We start from the raw sequence: 16,159 nt of genomic DNA, 5'->3' as shown, positions 1-16,159 counted from the left end.
TATTCGGCCCATGGAACTGCTCAACGCCAGCAAACTGCTTGCTGCCTATACCCAGGGCATGGAGCCCGATGGCCGCGAATCCCTGGTGGTGGTGGCCAAAGGCACTTTCAATTTACCGCTTGACGGCCACGCGGCGACCCTCGCCGACAGCCAGCAACCGCTGCTGATGGCCGATACCTTCCTCGGCGAGCCTGGTCTCAGCGCCCCGCTGCAGGAAATGGACTTCGCCCCGATCAAGCCATTCTGCGATGTGCTGGTGCGCGGCAAGGCCTATGCCCCAGGCGGGCGGCCCGTGAGGCAACTGGCTGCGGGCATTCGCGTCGGTCAGATGAGCAAAGCCTTTTCCGTCCTCGGCCCCCGGCAGTGGCAACCGGGGCTATTGGGCGTTTCTCCCGGCTTGCCGCAGCCCTTCACCGAGCAGCACATCTCTTATGCCCAGGCCTTTGGCGGCAGTCATCCGATGGCCAAAGACTCCGAAATGCGTCACTGCTACCTGGACAATCCGACCGGTTGTGGCTGGTTCCCACGCCATATGGGTAGTGCTGACATCGTTGGCATGCCGATGCCGAACACCGAGGAATTGGGCAAGGCGATCGACAGTCCCTCTGGCGACTACCGCCCGATGGCCCTCGGCCCCATCGGCCGTAGCTGGCCGCAACGCGCCCGCTTCGCCGGTACTTATGACGAGACCTGGTTGGCCGACTGCTTTCCGTTTCTGCCGGGTGATTTCGACCGCCGCTACTTTCAGGCGGCCCCTGACGATCAGCAGATCCACTATCTGCGAGGCGGCGAGGACGTGCTGCTGCTCAACCTCACACCCCAGGAGCGCGCGGGCTTTCGCATCCCCGAAATCGACGTGCCGGTGACCTTCTTCCTGAAAAAAGGCGGTCATGAGACTGTGCAGGCGGTAATCGATACCCTGCTGATCGACACCGATGCGCTCCAGGTGCAGCTGACCTGGCGTGTCGCCCGTCCGCTACGGCGCAACATGTTCGAGATCGCTCAGGTGCTGGTCGGCACGATGTCCACGGGCTGGTGGCGCGCCCGCGAACTGGGCAAGGATTACTACCCGTCGCTCTCCTCCCTGGTAAAAGACAAGCACGCACCCGAGGAGACGGACTGATGACCGCGCTTTGCATCATCGGCTCCGGCATGGTCAGTGCTGTCGGCCTCAGCGCACCCGCGAGCTGCGCGGCGATCCGCTGCGCCATCGACAATTTCCAGGAAACCCGCTTTATCGACCAAGGCGGCGAATGGCTGATTGCCGCCAGCGTGCCTTTGGAACAGCCCTGGCGCGGCCGCACCAAACTGATCAAGATGGCCGCCCGCGCCATCGCCGAGGCACTGCAAAGCACCCCCAACGTCGACCCGGAGAAAACCCCGCTGCTGCTGGGGGTGGCGGAAATCGAGCGCCCCGGCCGCCTCGATGGTCTCGATAAGGGGCTGCTGCACGCCATTGAAGCCGAACTGGGCCTGCGCTTTCATCCCGGTTCCAACGTCATTGCCCGTGGTCGGGTCAGCGCTGCCGTGGCCCTGCTGAATGCGCGCACGCTGATCTACCAGGGCGGCCATCGCCACGTGCTGATTGCCGGCGTCGACTCCTTCCTCAGCGGACCGACCCTGGCCGCTTTCGAAGCACGCGAACGCCTGCTCACCAGCCAGAACTCCAACGGATTTATCCCCGGCGAAGGTGCCGCCGCCGTGGTGCTGGCCGCCCCCGTTGCCAGCAAAGAGCCGCAATTGGCCTGCATCGGCCTGGGGTTCGGTATGGAGAAGGCCACGGTGGAGGCCGAAGACATTCCCCTTCGCGCCGACGGCCTGACTCAAGCCGTACGCGCCGCCCTGAGCGAAGTCGGCTGTGGGTTGGAGCAAATGGATTATCGGCTCACCGACATCTCCGGCGAGCAGTACTACTTCAAGGAAGCGTCCCTGGCCCTGAGCCGCACCCTGCGCGTGCGCAAGGAGTTCTTCCACCTCTGGCACCCCGCCGACTGCATCGGCGAAGTCGGCGCCGCCATCGGCCCGGCGATGCTCGCCGTGGCCCTGGCCGCCAGCCGCAAGGGCTATGGCGAAGGCCCGAATATCTTCTGCCACTTGGGCAACGACGCCGGCGAACGCGCCGCCGCGATGCTCAGTTACCAGACTGTGAGGGCTGCGTGATGGCCAACCAGGTCTTTGCCAACAATATGGAGATCTCCTGCAAGGCGGCGGATGGCAAGTCGGTGGCCTGCTTTCCGGATGTCTGCTTCACCCCGCCCCAGGCTCCGCCCACCCCGCCCGGGGTGCCGATCCCCTACCCCAATACCGGCATGGCCAAGGACACGACCAGGGGTACACGAACTGTCAGGATCACCGGCAAAGAGGTGATGCTCAAGGACAAGAGTCATTTCAAGACTAGTACGGGAGATGAAGCCGGAAACGCGCCGAAGAAAGGAGTGATTACGAGCAAGATCAAGGGGAAGGTGTACTTCATTGCGTGGTCGATGGATGTGAAGTTCGAAGGGGAAAATGTGGTCAGGCATTTAGACATGATGACTCATAACCACGCGTCCAAACCCGGAAATACGCCTCCTTGGGCTTATACCGACGCGATAGCGACGGCGCCCATTGAGCGTTGCAAGAAAGAAATTGCCAGGAAAAACAAGGCTTGTGAGGGACTGAATACCAAAGCGGCACAGTGTGATGACAAGGGCTGTACGTCCGCCAAAAAGTGTTTGCTGGTGTCTAAGAAGCAGGCGGATTCCAAGGCGCAGAACAGTCAAGTGGCCTGTTGTCCTGGCGAAACCGGCCACCACCTCGTTGAAGCCCATAGTTTTACAGTGCCGGGAACTGATCGCCAAACGCCTCTTCCTCAATTCCCCAATTACGACGAAAAAGATGCACCGTGCATTTGCGTGCAATGCCCTCAAGGCGGAAACGGACGCTATGAAGGGGATCATGGCTTCATGCATGCAGCCCAGGGCAAACTGGAACAGGCAGCCATAGAGAGAGCGTCGCCCAGTCAAAAGGATTACGCCTGGAACTACGGCCAATCCCGTTCTGCGGGCGTGCGGGCGCTTCAGCAGACCTTTCCAAAGTCGAAATGCTCAAAGAAATGTCTGGAAGCGCAGTTAGACGCCTATCACAAGAATACGTTAGGTGTCAGTGACAAAACCCCAGTGCGGACCCACACACCCAACCTTCAAGACAATCAGAAAGCGCTGGCTCACGAAATGATCCCAGAGGTCACTATCAGTGCTTGGTAGATCAATTGGAGCAGAAACGACATGACTCAAACATTGGATTGGACGCTGAGCCGAGTAGCTGTTTTCGATAAGAACCGCGTTTACGTGCTCGCCTACTCCAAACGCGAGCCCGGTACTCGAGTTTTTCGCTGGACCGGAGAATGGGACAACTATTACGTTCAAGCGATTTGCGCCGGTATATGCGCAGTTCGCGGCGCGCCTCCCGAAATTCTGACGCTATGCGCCAATGGTAGCGTGCATCGCGCCGCGCCTGACGGGCAAGCCTACGAGGATATAGTCGAAGAAAAACCCAGTAAGCACGGCCTGCTGCGCGACATACGCCCTATCGGTGGGAGTGTCTATGCCACAGGCTTCGGCCGCCAAGTCTATATTCGAAAGGACAGAGTCTGGCAGCGCTGCGATCAAGGCGTGGTCGAAGATCCTACCGCTGATAGCCTCAGTGGCTTCGAATCCATCGACGGCTTTGGTGAAGATGAAATCTATGCCACCGGCAATCGGGGCGAGATCTGGTACCGCCGGCATGGCGTCTGGCAGCAAAGCGAAAGTCCGACCAACATCATTCTGGAAAACGTTCTCTGCGCACCCGATGGAGTGGTTTACATCTCAGGCCAGTTGGGCATCGTCATACGAGGTCGTCTCGACCGCTGGGAGCTCATTGAGCATGAGCTCACCGAAGACACATTCTGGGACATGGCCTGGTTCAATGATCAACTCTGGCTTTCAACCACCACAGCACTCTACACGCTACAAGGTGACAAGCTGGAGAGGGTCGAGACAGGACTTCCCGGCGATCAGACCTTCAGATACTTAGACGCTAATGAGCAGTGTCTATGGTCATCCGGCGAACGACACCTTGCAGCTTTTGACGGAGCGAATTGGACACGCATACCCAGTCCTTAAGACGAACGTAGAGAAATACATGGAAAGTTTGTCACCGATTCTGCACCAACACACCGAAGAGGCCAGTTTTCTCGCTGCCCTGCGCGACTATGCCATGCGTGCACCACATTACGATCTGGAGCACATAGACACACTCGACAGCCGCATCGACGCCCACCTCGACGGCCTTCGAATCGCCGGCACCACCGGCCTGGAAACCCTCCTGACCCAACTCGGCCCACACGCCATCGGCGAGATGTTCGCCAGTGTGGTGCTGGCCTTCGAGGCGGGTAACGCGCAGGTGTTGTCGCGGCTCAGCGAGCACTTGCGCAGTGCCGTGGAAACGGAGCGCGGTTATCTGATGGCCTTGGGTTGGCTCGACTGGGAGTGGATATCGCCCTGGATCGACCGCATGCTCGCCTCCCCTGAACCCCTGTTCCACCGCCTCGGCCTGGCCGCCTGCGGCATGCACCGCCACGACCCTGGCCCTGCCCTGCTTACCGGACTTTCCCACGCCGACCCAAGCGTGCTGGCACGTGCCGCCCGCACTGCCGGCGAGCTGCGTCGTCGTGACCTGATGCCGACAATTCGTGCCCACCGTCTACACCCGGATCCAGCCACGCGCTTCTGGGCCAACTGGGCCACCGCACAGATGGGCGATGAGCACGCTCTGGAACCGCTGCGCCAGTTCGCCGAGCAACCGGGCGAGTTCCAGTACCGCGCACTCTGCGTATTGCTGGCCTGGCAAAAGCGTGAAGACAGCATCACCTGGATACGCCAATTGATAGAGACCCCTGAGCAGCAGCGCATCGGCATCCAGGCCATCGGGCTGCTGGGCGACCCGTTCAGCGTGCCCTGGTTGATCCAGCAGATGAGCGACCTGCCTCATGCCCGCGTCGCCGGCGAAGCCTTCAGTCTGATCACTGGCGCTGACCTGGCGCTGCTCGACCTGGAATTGCAGGACCTGCCGGATTTCGATGCCGGCCCGAACGACGATCCTGAGGACGCTAATGTCGCCATGGACCCCGATGAAAACCTGCCCTGGCCCGACCCGCAGTTGATCGCCGCCTGGTGGCGGGCCCATGGAGGCGATTTCCAGGCGGGCGTGGGCTATGTGCTGGGGCTACAGCAGAGCGAGAGCAGTTACCGGCGCGTCCTTGTCCAGGGCCAGCAACGCCAGCGTATTGCGGCCGCCTTCGGCGTTGCTCGCTGGCGACCGAACGAAGTGCTGTTCCCCACCAGCGCACCCGCCTGGCGGCAAAAGATGTTGTTGGGGGAGCCAGCGTCGCCCGTTCGGCCCCTCTGAGGTTTTGCCAAAATAGAATGCAGCCCCTAAGCCAGACAGCTTGGAAATACTTAAATGGTTGGGCCTTTTCGTGCTGGCATTCATTCCGCAGTTTGTCGACCCGCACCGCGGCTCAGTGAGTATCCAGATGCAGGTGTACGGCGTGTGATTTGCTGTACTTACGGCAGCTGGATTCGCGCTCATGGGCGCTTTCGCCACTACACTTTCCGGTTTTCTACGCCAGCGGCCACGACTTGTGAATGGTCTGACGTGGGGGCAGGAATGACGTTTGTGGCATCGGGGGGTATCGATCGCGGCGCTCAGCCAAAAATAGAGCAAGGGACTCGCCCCGCTGAGCACCCTACGCGCGCCCGCCTCGCATGGCTTTAATCACCCACGCCGATCGGTCGCGGCGTTTCATAATTCTTAAGGTTTGATTAAGGACTTTAAAGGTCGCCGGCGGACAGACTTTCCCTAACGATCAGGAGAGCCGCCATGAACCCGCAATCGGTGAATTCAGACCATCCATGTGAACTTGCGAGACCGCTGGGCGCCCTGTCCAGCTGGCAAGAGCGCCGCGCCAAGGAACTGATGCTGCGTGATATGGGCAGTTGCGTTCGCATCAGCGAGATTGCCGAACACTGCAACCTTTCGCGCAGCCATTTTTCCCGGGCGTTCAAAAAAAGTACCGGCCACTCACCCCAAGGTTGGCTGGTGAGGATGAAAATCGAAAAAGCCAAAAGCCTGCTGATCACCTCGATGCCGATCACCGACGTCGTCTATGAATGCGGTTTCGCGGACCACTCGCATTTCACCCACACCTTTAGCCGGCTGGAAGGGATGACACCCAAGGCCTGGCGGCGGGCCGTTGATCACGTGATCACAAACCGACGTCCCAACACACCAATGATTGATCGAGACATATCCGACAGGAGAATCCCCGATAGCGTGGTCGACGGCTTGCGACAACTTCGCGCGCAGGCGCTGCACGCGTGAACTGATCGAGGCCAACAGAACGAACTCCTCCCCTTTGGCCGCTCATGCGGCCTTTTTTTATCCGACGCTGGCCGCCGCGATCGGCAGATTGAAACAGATCCTGGCGCCCTGCTCGCTGTCCTGGACCACCAGCGTCCCGCCGTGCGCACCGATCACTGACCTGCAGATGGCCAGCCCCATCCCCATGCCGCTGCCTTTGGTGGTGTAGAACGCATCGAAGATTTGCTCGCGCTGTGGTGCGTCAATTCCCGGCCCATTGTCCTGGAAGCAGACTTGAACATGATCGTCCTTGACCGCTGAGCCGATGATGATGCGTCCATCTGGCAACCCGGCTCCGACGATGGCTTCCTGCGCATTGGTGATCAGGTTGAACACCACTTGCTGGATCTGCACCGCATCGACCCAAACCGGGCATTGCGCATCAAGCCGGGTTTGCAGTTGCACGTTGCGGTTCGCCAGATCGGTGGCGGTCAGGCGCACGACCTCACCAATCAACTCGTCGATCTGCACCGGTAGCCGTTGCAACGGCGCCTGTTTGGCGAGCGCGCGAAGTGCCTGGATAATATCGGCGGCGCGGGCGCTGTCTGAGCGAATATCTTCCAGCCCCTGAATCGCCTCTTCCAGATCGGGCTGATCGCGCTTAAGCCAGCGCAGGCTCGCCGAGGCGTTAGACAAGATGCCCAGCAGCGGCTGGCTGATTTCATGGGCAATCGAAGCAGACAGCTCGCCCATGACTTTAAGGTGCGAGCTACGCGCCAGTTCTGCCCGGGAACTGCGCAAGTCCGCTTCCATTTGCGCACGCAGTCGGGTGTCTTCGACCAGCTGTGCATACAGCCTGGCGGTATGCAGTGACACAGCGGCCTGAGAGGCGAGTATTTCCAGCATGGTCAGGCGCTCGGCGCTGAACAGCTTGGGGACCAGGCTGTTTTCGAGATAGACCAGACCGATCAATGTGCCTTGTCTGAGCAACGGCAGGCACAACATGGAACGCGTCTGGCGCTGTAGGAGGTCGGCGCTGTAGGCCTCGGGACAATCTGCCCGGGCATCGTCGAGCACCAGAGTGTTGCGGGTGCGCTTGCTGGCGTTGAGCACCGAGGCAGGCGCCATCTGTTCGAGCGGCTGCCCGGTGTCCAGCGCGACCCGCACGTTGCCGGCCTCGACAGAAGCGGTTGCCGCGAGTTGCAGCTCGGCGCCGCTGACAATCATCAGAACGCCATGATCGGCACCCGCCTGAATCATCAGGTGGTTCATCAGGGTTTCGACCAGTCGTTCCAGCAATACCTCTTGCGAAAGTGCGCGCGCCGCCTCGATTCCCACTTCAAGATCAAGGCGGACCTGGGTCACAGGCCGGACAGGTTCGAACGACGACTCTGTGTTCAGAAACGGGTGCAAGGCTTCCAGCTGGCGGGCCTTGCTGTTGGCCCCCCAGAGGTTGTAACAGTCGCGCGCGACGCGCAGGTGGTGATTGGCACCCGACACCAGCCCGTTAGGTAAGCAGATATCGGCTAGCTGTTCATGCGCCAGCGCCTGCTCGTGGATGAAACCGGCCGCTGCAGCAGCGATCTGGGACTGATCAAAACAGCGGATGGCAACCAGCTCCTGACCGCGTAAACGGGCGATGACCCCTTCGATCAGCAGCAATTTACTGCGAAAGGTTGCCGGGTTGAGCTCGACCCATGACAGAAACCGCAGACGTTGCCGTTCGAGTTGTTCCAGTTTTTCGGCCACCTCCCCCGGTGCCTGCGCACTGCCCAGAGCCAGGCTGTAGAACAGGTAGTAATCGGCGAGATTGATGTGTGCCGGAATGGACCAGGTCAGCGCGGCCGCCTCTTCGAAACGCCGCAATGCGTAAGGGATATCGCCGTAGTAAAACGCGGACATGCCTGAATACAGCCACGTCCAGAACAGAGTCGGCTGTGACACGCTGGTGCGGTCGATGGGGCCGAAACGGTCATGTTCAGTGCCGTCCAGTTCGGTCAGCGGCCGGTGCTGACGCCCATCGCGCAGATCGCTGGCGTACGCCTGTTGCGCCAGCAGGATGCGTTCGATGTCGATATAGTGAAACTGACGCACCCAGGCCAGGCCATGCTCCAGTTCGCTCAACACTCGTTGTAAGGGTTCGCCCATGAACAACAGATCGGAGCCGATGTGGTTGCAGGCATAACAGGACATACCCAGATCACCGCCGGCCTGACCGCACTCGAATGCTGCGAACGCCTTCTGTCGGGCGTACGCCATCGGTCGGGTCCACGGGCTGACTTGATCAAGCGCCACCAGCGTACCTGTGCGTCCGGCTTCGTAGCCGTGTTTGTCAGTGAGTTCAAGGGCCACTTCGGCGAAGGACTGCCCGTCCACATACTCGCCATAGCGCTCGGCAATCATCACGCCAAACCAGGCAAACCCATAACCGCTGCTCGGCGTGGTGCCATGCATCAACGTAAGTTCGACCATTTTCGCCAAATGCAGAAAACGAATGTCGTCGTTGACGAAGAACGAGGAAATCAATGTGCTGAGCAACTCCATGGCCACTTCGACAAGCGGGTCATCGGCCTTGGGCAAATGCACCAGATCGGCGATGCGGCGCGCGCCCACGAGTGCGCGTACCTGGGCAAACACGAGGCTCAGCTGATCGTGCGAGGGCTTGCGCTGCAGGGGAATATCCAGCAGGGTCAACCCGGTCAACGCCTCGGTTATCGCACCCTCGTAATCGGAGTGCAACGTGCGCAAGGTGGCCCGTAACCGATAGGTTTTCGCGCGGTCGAGGGCTGTGGTGGCGTGATTCAGGCAGTCGTCGAGGCGGTGTTGGGCGCTGGCCAGATCGGCCAGCAGCATGTCACATTCGGCAGCCAGCCATTGGGTGGCGAACGCCTGAGTGTAAAGGCTCGACCAACCGGTCTGCCCGAGCAGACGCTCGGCCGTGCGCAGATAGCCCACGGCCTGCTCGACAGCCGCGGTGTCCCTGGCACGTTCGGCAGCTTCGACCAACAGCTCGACGAACGCGGCACGGCGATGCGCCTCCAGTTTATCCACGTCAATACGCTGAACCTGGCTGGCGACTTCAAATACACGCTCATGGATCTGCTCACCCCACTGATCAAGCATGGCGACGGCGATACGGGCATGCTCGGCGGCGCGTCCCGCTGGCGCAGCAAGCTGACAGGCTGCCTCAAGTACACGGTCGTGGGGAAACACCAGTTGCTCACGCTCACGCAACAGAAAACCGGCATCGACCAGACTTTGCACTTCACGGTTGATCTGTTGCTGATCACACGGTAACAACCGGTGCAGCAGCGATTCATCACAGCGCCCGCCGACATATCCGGCCGTGCGCAACACTTCGCGTTCCATCGGTGCCAGCCGTTCGAATCGCTGCACCATCAAGTCCGCGACGTTATCGGCGTAACGGTAACCATCCACCTCCTCCTGGTTCCAGGTCCAGCGGCGACCGTGCACGTCGAAGCACACCAAACGTTCATCGATCAACGCGCGCAACACCTGGCTGATGAAAAGAGGGTTGCCAGCCGTCTTGTAGTGCACGACTGGTGCGAGCGACTCGATAGCCTCGGGGTCGGTGTCCAGTTCAGCGGCGATCAGTTCCGCGACTGCTGGCACCGATAGTGGACCCAGCATGACGCTTGTACAGGGTAACGATTGCCCATGCTCCAACACCTGCAGCAATCCACCTTCACGCTGGAGGGACTGCGATTCGGCCTCACGGTACGCCAGGATGAGCGCCAGATGCCGGGGCGGCCGGGCGATGAAGGCTTGCAAGAACGACAGCGTCGAATCGTCGGCCCACTGCACGTCATCTATGAATAGCACCAGGGGTCGTCCCGGCTGAGCGAAGACTTCCAAAACATCGAGTAGCGTTTGATTGGCGCGATCAAGCGCATGCCGGGCCGGCATGTTCGGCAGTTCAGGCGCGACACCGATGACCAGCTCGGCCTCGGGCGCCAGCTCCGCCAGGAGTTTACCCCGTCCCTTGAGGCGTTCGACCAGTTGCTCGCCCAGCGTCTCCAGTTCCAGAGCCGGCTTGCCCAGCAGTTGGGTCATCAGCGACTTGAGGATCTCTGCCAATGGCGCGTAGGGAATTTCCTGCTGCAGCAGATTGCTCTTGCCGCTGGCCCAGTAGCCGGGCGCCAAGGGCCGGACACCCTGGTGGATCAGCGTCGACTTGCCGGCACCCGGCGCGCCACCTACCAGCAGGACCCGGGCGATGCCATCGCTGCGCACCTGACTTATCTGCTCGATCAACTGCATGCGTTCAGCCTCGCGGCCGAACAGAACATCACCGCGGGCCGCAGAAGGCAACGCATCGAAGGCGCCCAGCCGAAACCCATCAATGCGCTCGTGTTCCAGCCACTGCTGTTGGCACCAGGCCAGATCCGCGGCCATCGACTCTGCGCGCTGATAGCGGGCACCCGGTTCCTTCGCCAAGCCTTTGAGCAGCACTTGGCAGATGCCTTCCGGCAGATCGGCAACATGGATTGCCGGTGATTGCGGTTGCACGGCGGCGTGCACGTGCAGCCATTGCGAGGGGTCGCGGGCGGTGAGCGGCAGTCGGCCGGTCAGCGCTTGATAGAGGATTACGGTCAGGGCGTAGATATCGCTGCGCGCGTCAAAACTGGCGGCATCGCGCCGTACCTGTTCGGGCGCCAGGTACGGCCATTGTTCCAGACCGGGCAATTCAGCGGTGGGCACCTCTGCGGCATGACTGTGAAAACCCAGGAGTCTGACCGAATCGGCGGTTTCCACCATCAAATGGTGGGGCAGCAGGCTGGCATGGCGCACACCCGCGTTCTGCGCGCTGGCCAGCGCGTTGGCCGCCGCCACGGCGATGGCCAACAAGCGCCCCAGCGGCAGCCCGGCGTCACCGATCAGATCCATCAGCGGCGTCCCCGATGCGGGATAGATCAACAAGGGCCCCTCGGCCGAGCGGATAAACGCGACAGGTGCAATCGCCCATGCCGGATCCAGGCGCAGATGAAAATCGCGCTCAAGCCGCTGGCACGTGCCGGGCAGCTGAATCGGCGCCCGGGCGGCAAGCCAGTGTGTGCCCGACGGTCGGTCCTGAAGCGTGAACCAGGTCAGGTCATTTTCCCGGCGCAGCATGGAGAAGGTGCAGCGTTCCAGCCAGGCTTCATCGTGGACGACCTCAAGACTGCGGGAACCGGATGATGAGAGAGGACGGCTGGACATGAACAATCACCGCTGAAGATTCGTTTCGGGCTGAGCCCTGGAGTATACGCAAGGCTCTGGCCCAACGGCTGCATGCCGGTAATCCTGTCCGTAATCGGCACCATGATGGCTGTCGTGCTGCCCCGTTGCCGATGGTTTTTGCGCACTGAAATCACGGTGTGTTATCCCTCGGGATAATTGCATTATGCGGGGCCGTCCCCTAGCGTGTACCTCTGATGAATCGATGCTCCGGCGTCACTCTCCATCCACGCAGTGCAGAGGAACGCATGATCCGACTCGGCCAAGCCACTATTTCCCTGGAGCGGCGCGAAGCCTTTCTTGATGGACGGCCGCTGCGTGTCGGGGGCCGGGCGTTCGAAATCCTCTCGGTGCTGATGCACGCCGATGGCCGGATTGTCAGCAAAGATGAATTGATCACACAGGTCTGGCCCGACACCGTCGTCGAGGAAAACAATCTGCAGGTGCAGATTTCCTCACTGCGCAAGTTGCTCGGAGAAAAAGAACTTATCCAGACGGTCCCGCGCCGAGGTTACCGATTATTGAAAAAACGTGAACCGCCCCTGCCCCTGTTCCATCCGGTGGCACCGGGCCCTTTGGCGCCAGAGGATCAGGAGACGATCGATCCTGACAGCGTGCCGGTGTTCATCGTCGACGATGAAGCGAGCGTGCGTACAGCTCTCAGCCGACTGCTGCGGGCTGAAGGCATCGCGCACCGGATATTCGCCTCGGCCGAAGAATTGCTCAACGCTGACCTCGACACCGGCCCCGCTTGCCTGTTGCTTGACGTCAGTCTGCCCGAAACGACAGGCCTGGAACTTCAATCGGCGCTCGGACAGCGCGGGCATCCGTGGCCGGTCATTTTCATGACCGGTTTCGGCACCATCTCGATGTCGGTGCAGGCCATGAAAGCAGGTGCGGTCGAATTCCTGACCAAACCATTCAACGACGACCAGTTGTTGGACACCCTGCGCGCCACCCGTCAGCGTGCAGCGACGGCGTTCGAGCAATGGCAACGCATACAAAGCGCCCGTCAAAGGGCTGCCCTGTTGACCCCCCGTGAGCGCGAAGTGCTGCCGCTGATCGTCGCAGGTCTGTCCAACAAGCACATCGCCAACCAGCTGGGCACCAGTGAAGTCACCGCCAAGGTCCATCGCAAACACATCATGGAGAAAATGCAGACACGCTCTCTGGTCAATCTGGTCAAGCTGTATGGCTTGATCAGCACGGAGCCAGCGTTTGGCATGCAGGGTTCTTCATGACTACGGAGACTGGCTGCGCCCCCGAATCATCCCGTAGCGCCATGATCATCGTCTGCATCGTGGACGACGATGCGTCCGTACGCAAAAGCCTGGCCAATCTGCTCCGGTCGGCCGGATACCGTTCTCGGGTGTTCGCCTCGGGCGAGGAGTTCCTGGCCCTCGAAAACTTCGATGACGTTGCCTGCCTGCTGTTGGATCTGAAAATGAACGGCCTGTCAGGGCTGGACGTCATGCGTGCGCTGACGCTCAAGGGCCGAAAGTTTCCAGTGATTTGCATGTCGGCGCACTGGGATGAAGCCACACTGGCCGAATCCAGCCGCTATGAGCCCATCGAATGCTTGCGTAAACCCTTCAACGGCGATGCCTTGCTAAGCGCCGTCGAGTTTGCGCTGCAACGTGAGCGATGAACAATCACGTGTTGGACGGTGATTGCGGCGTATCAGGATTGAGTTGCTGACGCCTGAATTGCCCTGGAGGCTGGCCGTGGATCTGGCGGAAGCGTCGCGAAAAATAAGCCTCGTCAGCGAAACCGCACAACCTTGCCACCTCCCCCACTGGTCGTGTCCCATTGAGCAAATAATTGCGTGCCGCGTGCATCCTGCGCTCGAGCACCAGCTCAGTGAAGGTCTTGCCGATTTCCTTGCGCAACCAGTGCGTCAGGTACGTCGGTGACAGGTAAGTAGCAGCAGCCACCTTGATCAGGTTGAGGTCGGGATCGGCAATGTTCTTGCGCAAGTATTCGGACATCCTGCTCAGCGCATCGCGTCGGCTGACTTCGGCGGCATTCTCTTCGGCCAACCGTTTGAGCGGCTCGGCATACAAGGCACAAACGCTCCCCACCAGTTGCAGCAACAACCCCTTGAGCATCTCGCGAGTGCCGAACTGACGGTTTTCATCGAGCACGCGCATCTGTTCGATCAGGGCACAGACTTTGCTGAAATCTTCATCGGACAGAATGAAATCCAGATGCTCCTGAAAGCGGAACGGCGACAACTCGGGTGCCAGCAGAATCGAGACTTCCTCCAGGTCCATCGGGTCGCACTGCAAATGCGGCAACAGGAAGGTCTGGGAAAAGTTGATCACCATGAAATTGCTGTCGGCCGGATGCGGAATCACGTGCACGCGATGCGGCAGGATGAAGGCCAGCGTGTTGCGCGGAAACGGCCGCTCGACGTTGCCGATGTGCTGCACGGTATCGCCACCGAGGTTGACCTGGATCTGGAAATACTCATGGCGATGCGGGCTGGTTTCGGCGCGCCGGCCCTTTTTGTCGCGGATGTAAAAGTCCGTCAATTCGCTGCGTTGCTGCATGACGTAAGTGGGTACTCGACTCGGTGACGACATCGCCTGAGGATCCTCGACAGGTACATGGACAGGTTGTCGTCGCGCCGCGACGCAGGCGGCGACCGCAGTGATTGTGAAGGCAGACACCGCTGGCTTCAACATGTCATAGGATGACAACGAAACACAGAGAATTAATTGTATCCGTGTGTGATGTGTCGCCTGTCCAAAAAACTACGAGCGCAAAAAAATATTTAATCTTTTAAAAACATATAGTTACGAAGTGAATAACGCATAACGAAGGAAATGAGTCGATTTGATTTCTCTTGGACACCTGCATGAATCACCTTTTACAGGAGAAAAAACGATCTAACGCCTCCGTTGATTTTGAGAGGTTGTACGACCACTGTAATAACCAATGCAGCCCGACCCTTCCAAAAACAATCAAAAGGTGCGCTCGTGATGAACCTGCTTTTTTCCCTCGCCAACCCTCCCCCGACCGAGCCAGTCCGAAGGCGTATCTGAGCGCCTGACAGTAGCTGTCCGCGCCCTCATTCAAGTAGCGATTGCCCTGCCCCGGCACTGGGGGCATCGGCTTCGGCTGCGCGCGAACATCTCGATTCTCCTAACAATAAGAAGGTCTACCCATGTCGAATTCGCAAACCTCCCCGTCCACCGCGCCGTCGGTGAGCGCCGGCGCCCGGGACGCCCTGTTGCCTCAGCGACTACCGACGCGTCGGCGCTGGTTCATGCTGTCATTGCTGCTGATTGCGACCATCATCAACTACATCGACCGCGTAAATATCTCGATTGCCGCACCGTTCATGGCCAAGGATCTGGGCCTGGACAAGATCGAAATGGGTCTGATTTTTTCCGCGTTTGCCTGGACCTACGCACTCGCTCTGGTCCCCGCCGGGTTCATCGCCGATCGCTTCGGTTCCCGGTTCACCTACGGGGTGTCGCTGATCAGTTGGTCGACGGTCACCGTGTGCCAAGGCTTTGCCACTGGGTTCGCTTCGCTGTTCGGGCTGCGACTGGCTGTCGGTGCCATGGAGGCTCCAGCATTTCCGGCCAACAGCCGTGCGGTGACGGTATGGTTCCCGGCCCGCGAACGGGGCCTGGCCAGCAGCATTTACGTGTGCGGCCAGTATCTGGGCACGGCATTGTTTACCGGCATGTTGTTATGGCTGGCCACGACCTATGACTGGCGCCATGTTTTCTACAGCACCGGGATACTCGGCATCGTGTTTGGTGTGATCTGGCTCTACGTGTACCGCGATCCGCTGAGCTGCAAGAACGTCAGCCAGGAAGAACTGAAGTACATCGAAGCCGGCGGTGGACTGGTCAAGAGCAGTCAGGAGCGCACCCGGTTCAACTGGCGGCAGATCGCCGAGCTGTTCAGCTATCGGCAGATCTGGGCGATTTGCATCGGCAAGTTCGCCAGCACCTCGGCGTTGTACTTCTTCCTGACCTGGTTCCCGACGTACCTGATCGAAGAACGCAAGCTGACCATGATCAAGGCCGGGGTCTTCGCCGTGCTGCCGTTCGTAGGTGCAACGGTCGGCATTCTGCTGGCCGGCATCGTCTCCGACTTGTTGATCCGTCGTGGTTACTCAATGTCCTTCGCTCGCAAGTTGCCATTGGTGGTCGGCTCGATGCTGGGTATGTCGATCGTGCTGGTGAATTTCACCGACTCGAACGTGATCTGCATTGCCGTGCTGACCATGGCCTTCTTCGCCCAGGGAATCGCCTCCTCGTCGTGGGCGGCGGTGTCGGAAGTCGCGCCCAAGGAATTGATCGGCCTGACTGGCGGGGTCACCAGCCTGGCCGCCAACATCGGCGGGATCGTCACCCCGATCGTGATTGGCGGCATCGTCCACGCGACAGGCTCGTTTGCCTACGCCTTCTGGTTCATTGGCGGCGTGGCGCTGATGGGCACCTTGTCCTATTCGTTGCTGCTCGGTCGCTTGTATCGCATCGAACTCAAGGCGCGCTGAGCCAAGACACCGTTTTTC

Annotated in this window: 11 protein-coding genes and 1 pseudogene; 10 read left to right on the top strand and 2 right to left on the bottom strand. The window is 60.1% G+C overall.

Going from position 1 to position 16,159, the window contains the following annotated elements:
• The first annotated feature begins 10 nt into the window (after positions 1 to 10).
• The 7 genes and pseudogenes from AF70_RS18620 (at position 11) to AF70_RS18590 (ending at position 6,405) form a co-directional block, all read left to right on the top strand.
• The gene (locus AF70_RS18620) at positions 11 to 1,123 is read left to right on the top strand and encodes a DUF2169 domain-containing protein (RefSeq protein WP_028940908.1); all 1,113 of its coding nucleotides are present in this window, start codon (positions 11 to 13) and stop codon (positions 1,121 to 1,123) included.
• Positions 1,120 to 2,160, top strand: coding sequence for a hypothetical protein (locus AF70_RS18615; RefSeq protein WP_155954666.1), 1,041 nt, complete (start codon positions 1,120 to 1,122; stop codon positions 2,158 to 2,160). Before AF70_RS18620 ends, AF70_RS18615 begins: the two co-directional genes overlap by 4 nt.
• A complete protein-coding gene (locus AF70_RS18610; RefSeq protein WP_028940910.1) occupies positions 2,160 to 3,245 on the top strand; it encodes a PAAR-like domain-containing protein in 1,086 nt (361 codons plus the stop codon). The genes AF70_RS18615 and AF70_RS18610 overlap by 1 nt, the downstream gene beginning before the upstream one ends.
• A 21-nt stretch (positions 3,246 to 3,266) precedes the next feature.
• The gene (locus AF70_RS18605) at positions 3,267 to 4,145 is read left to right on the top strand and encodes a hypothetical protein (protein ID WP_050438318.1); all 879 of its coding nucleotides are present in this window, start codon (positions 3,267 to 3,269) and stop codon (positions 4,143 to 4,145) included.
• 19 nt (positions 4,146 to 4,164) lie between these two features.
• Positions 4,165 to 5,430 carry a TIGR02270 family protein gene (locus tag AF70_RS18600; RefSeq protein ID WP_028940911.1) on the top strand — a complete coding sequence of 422 codons (1,266 nt, stop codon included), beginning with the start codon at positions 4,165 to 4,167 and terminating at the stop codon, positions 5,428 to 5,430.
• Positions 5,431 to 5,491: 61 nt separating this feature from the next.
• Positions 5,492 to 5,743, top strand: a pseudogene (locus tag AF70_RS29855) (LysE family translocator); the annotation flags it as partial.
• Between the two features lie 161 nt (positions 5,744 to 5,904).
• The gene (locus AF70_RS18590; protein ID WP_018927751.1) at positions 5,905 to 6,405 is read left to right on the top strand and encodes a helix-turn-helix transcriptional regulator; all 501 of its coding nucleotides are present in this window, start codon (positions 5,905 to 5,907) and stop codon (positions 6,403 to 6,405) included.
• A gap of 57 nt (positions 6,406 to 6,462) precedes the next feature.
• Here AF70_RS18590 and AF70_RS18585 read toward each other — a convergent pair whose 3' ends face one another.
• Entirely contained in the window at positions 6,463 to 11,517 is a 5,055-nt protein-coding gene (locus AF70_RS18585; protein WP_028940912.1) for an ATP-binding sensor histidine kinase, read from the bottom strand.
• Between the two features lie 353 nt (positions 11,518 to 11,870).
• On the opposite strand from AF70_RS18585, the gene AF70_RS18580 reads away from it, so the two are divergent.
• A complete protein-coding gene (locus AF70_RS18580; protein ID WP_018927749.1) occupies positions 11,871 to 12,863 on the top strand; it encodes a response regulator in 993 nt (330 codons plus the stop codon).
• A gap of 41 nt (positions 12,864 to 12,904) precedes the next feature.
• The gene (locus AF70_RS18575) at positions 12,905 to 13,270 is read left to right on the top strand and encodes a response regulator transcription factor (RefSeq protein ID WP_019578533.1); all 366 of its coding nucleotides are present in this window, start codon (positions 12,905 to 12,907) and stop codon (positions 13,268 to 13,270) included.
• A gap of 4 nt (positions 13,271 to 13,274) precedes the next feature.
• On the opposite strand, the gene AF70_RS18570 is transcribed toward AF70_RS18575, so the two are convergent.
• The gene (locus AF70_RS18570; protein WP_026286543.1) at positions 13,275 to 14,207 is read right to left on the bottom strand and encodes an AraC family transcriptional regulator; all 933 of its coding nucleotides are present in this window, start codon (positions 14,205 to 14,207) and stop codon (positions 13,275 to 13,277) included.
• A gap of 584 nt (positions 14,208 to 14,791) precedes the next feature.
• Here AF70_RS18570 and AF70_RS18565 point away from each other — a divergent pair.
• The gene (locus AF70_RS18565) at positions 14,792 to 16,141 is read left to right on the top strand and encodes an MFS transporter (protein ID WP_019649133.1); all 1,350 of its coding nucleotides are present in this window, start codon (positions 14,792 to 14,794) and stop codon (positions 16,139 to 16,141) included.
• Positions 16,142 to 16,159 lie beyond the last annotated feature (18 nt).

It is taken from the genome of Pseudomonas sp. KD5, from assembly GCF_012932895.1.
Classification (GTDB): Bacteria; Pseudomonadota; Gammaproteobacteria; order Pseudomonadales; family Pseudomonadaceae; genus Aquipseudomonas.
This window is presented reverse-complemented; position numbering and strand designations above follow the sequence as displayed.

Bases quoted from the DNA above. Each gene is read 5' to 3' on its own strand.
- AF70_RS18580 (WP_018927749.1), top strand. From the start codon at position 11,871: ATGATCCGACTCGGCCAAGCCACTATTTCCCTGGAGCGGCGCGAAGCC.
- AF70_RS18570 (WP_026286543.1), bottom strand. From the start codon at position 14,207: ATGTCGTCACCGAGTCGAGTACCCACTTACGTCATGCAGCAACGCAGC.
- AF70_RS18590 (WP_018927751.1), top strand. From the start codon at position 5,905: ATGAACCCGCAATCGGTGAATTCAGACCATCCATGTGAACTTGCGAGA.
- AF70_RS18610 (WP_028940910.1), top strand. From the start codon at position 2,160: ATGGCCAACCAGGTCTTTGCCAACAATATGGAGATCTCCTGCAAGGCG.
- AF70_RS18585 (WP_028940912.1), bottom strand. From the start codon at position 11,517: ATGCTGCGCCGGGAAAATGACCTGACCTGGTTCACGCTTCAGGACCGA.
- AF70_RS18620 (WP_028940908.1), top strand. From the start codon at position 11: ATGGAACTGCTCAACGCCAGCAAACTGCTTGCTGCCTATACCCAGGGC.
- AF70_RS18600 (WP_028940911.1), top strand. From the start codon at position 4,165: ATGGAAAGTTTGTCACCGATTCTGCACCAACACACCGAAGAGGCCAGT.
- AF70_RS18575 (WP_019578533.1), top strand. From the start codon at position 12,905: ATGATCATCGTCTGCATCGTGGACGACGATGCGTCCGTACGCAAAAGC.
- AF70_RS18565 (WP_019649133.1), top strand. From the start codon at position 14,792: ATGTCGAATTCGCAAACCTCCCCGTCCACCGCGCCGTCGGTGAGCGCC.
- AF70_RS18605 (WP_050438318.1), top strand. From the start codon at position 3,267: ATGACTCAAACATTGGATTGGACGCTGAGCCGAGTAGCTGTTTTCGAT.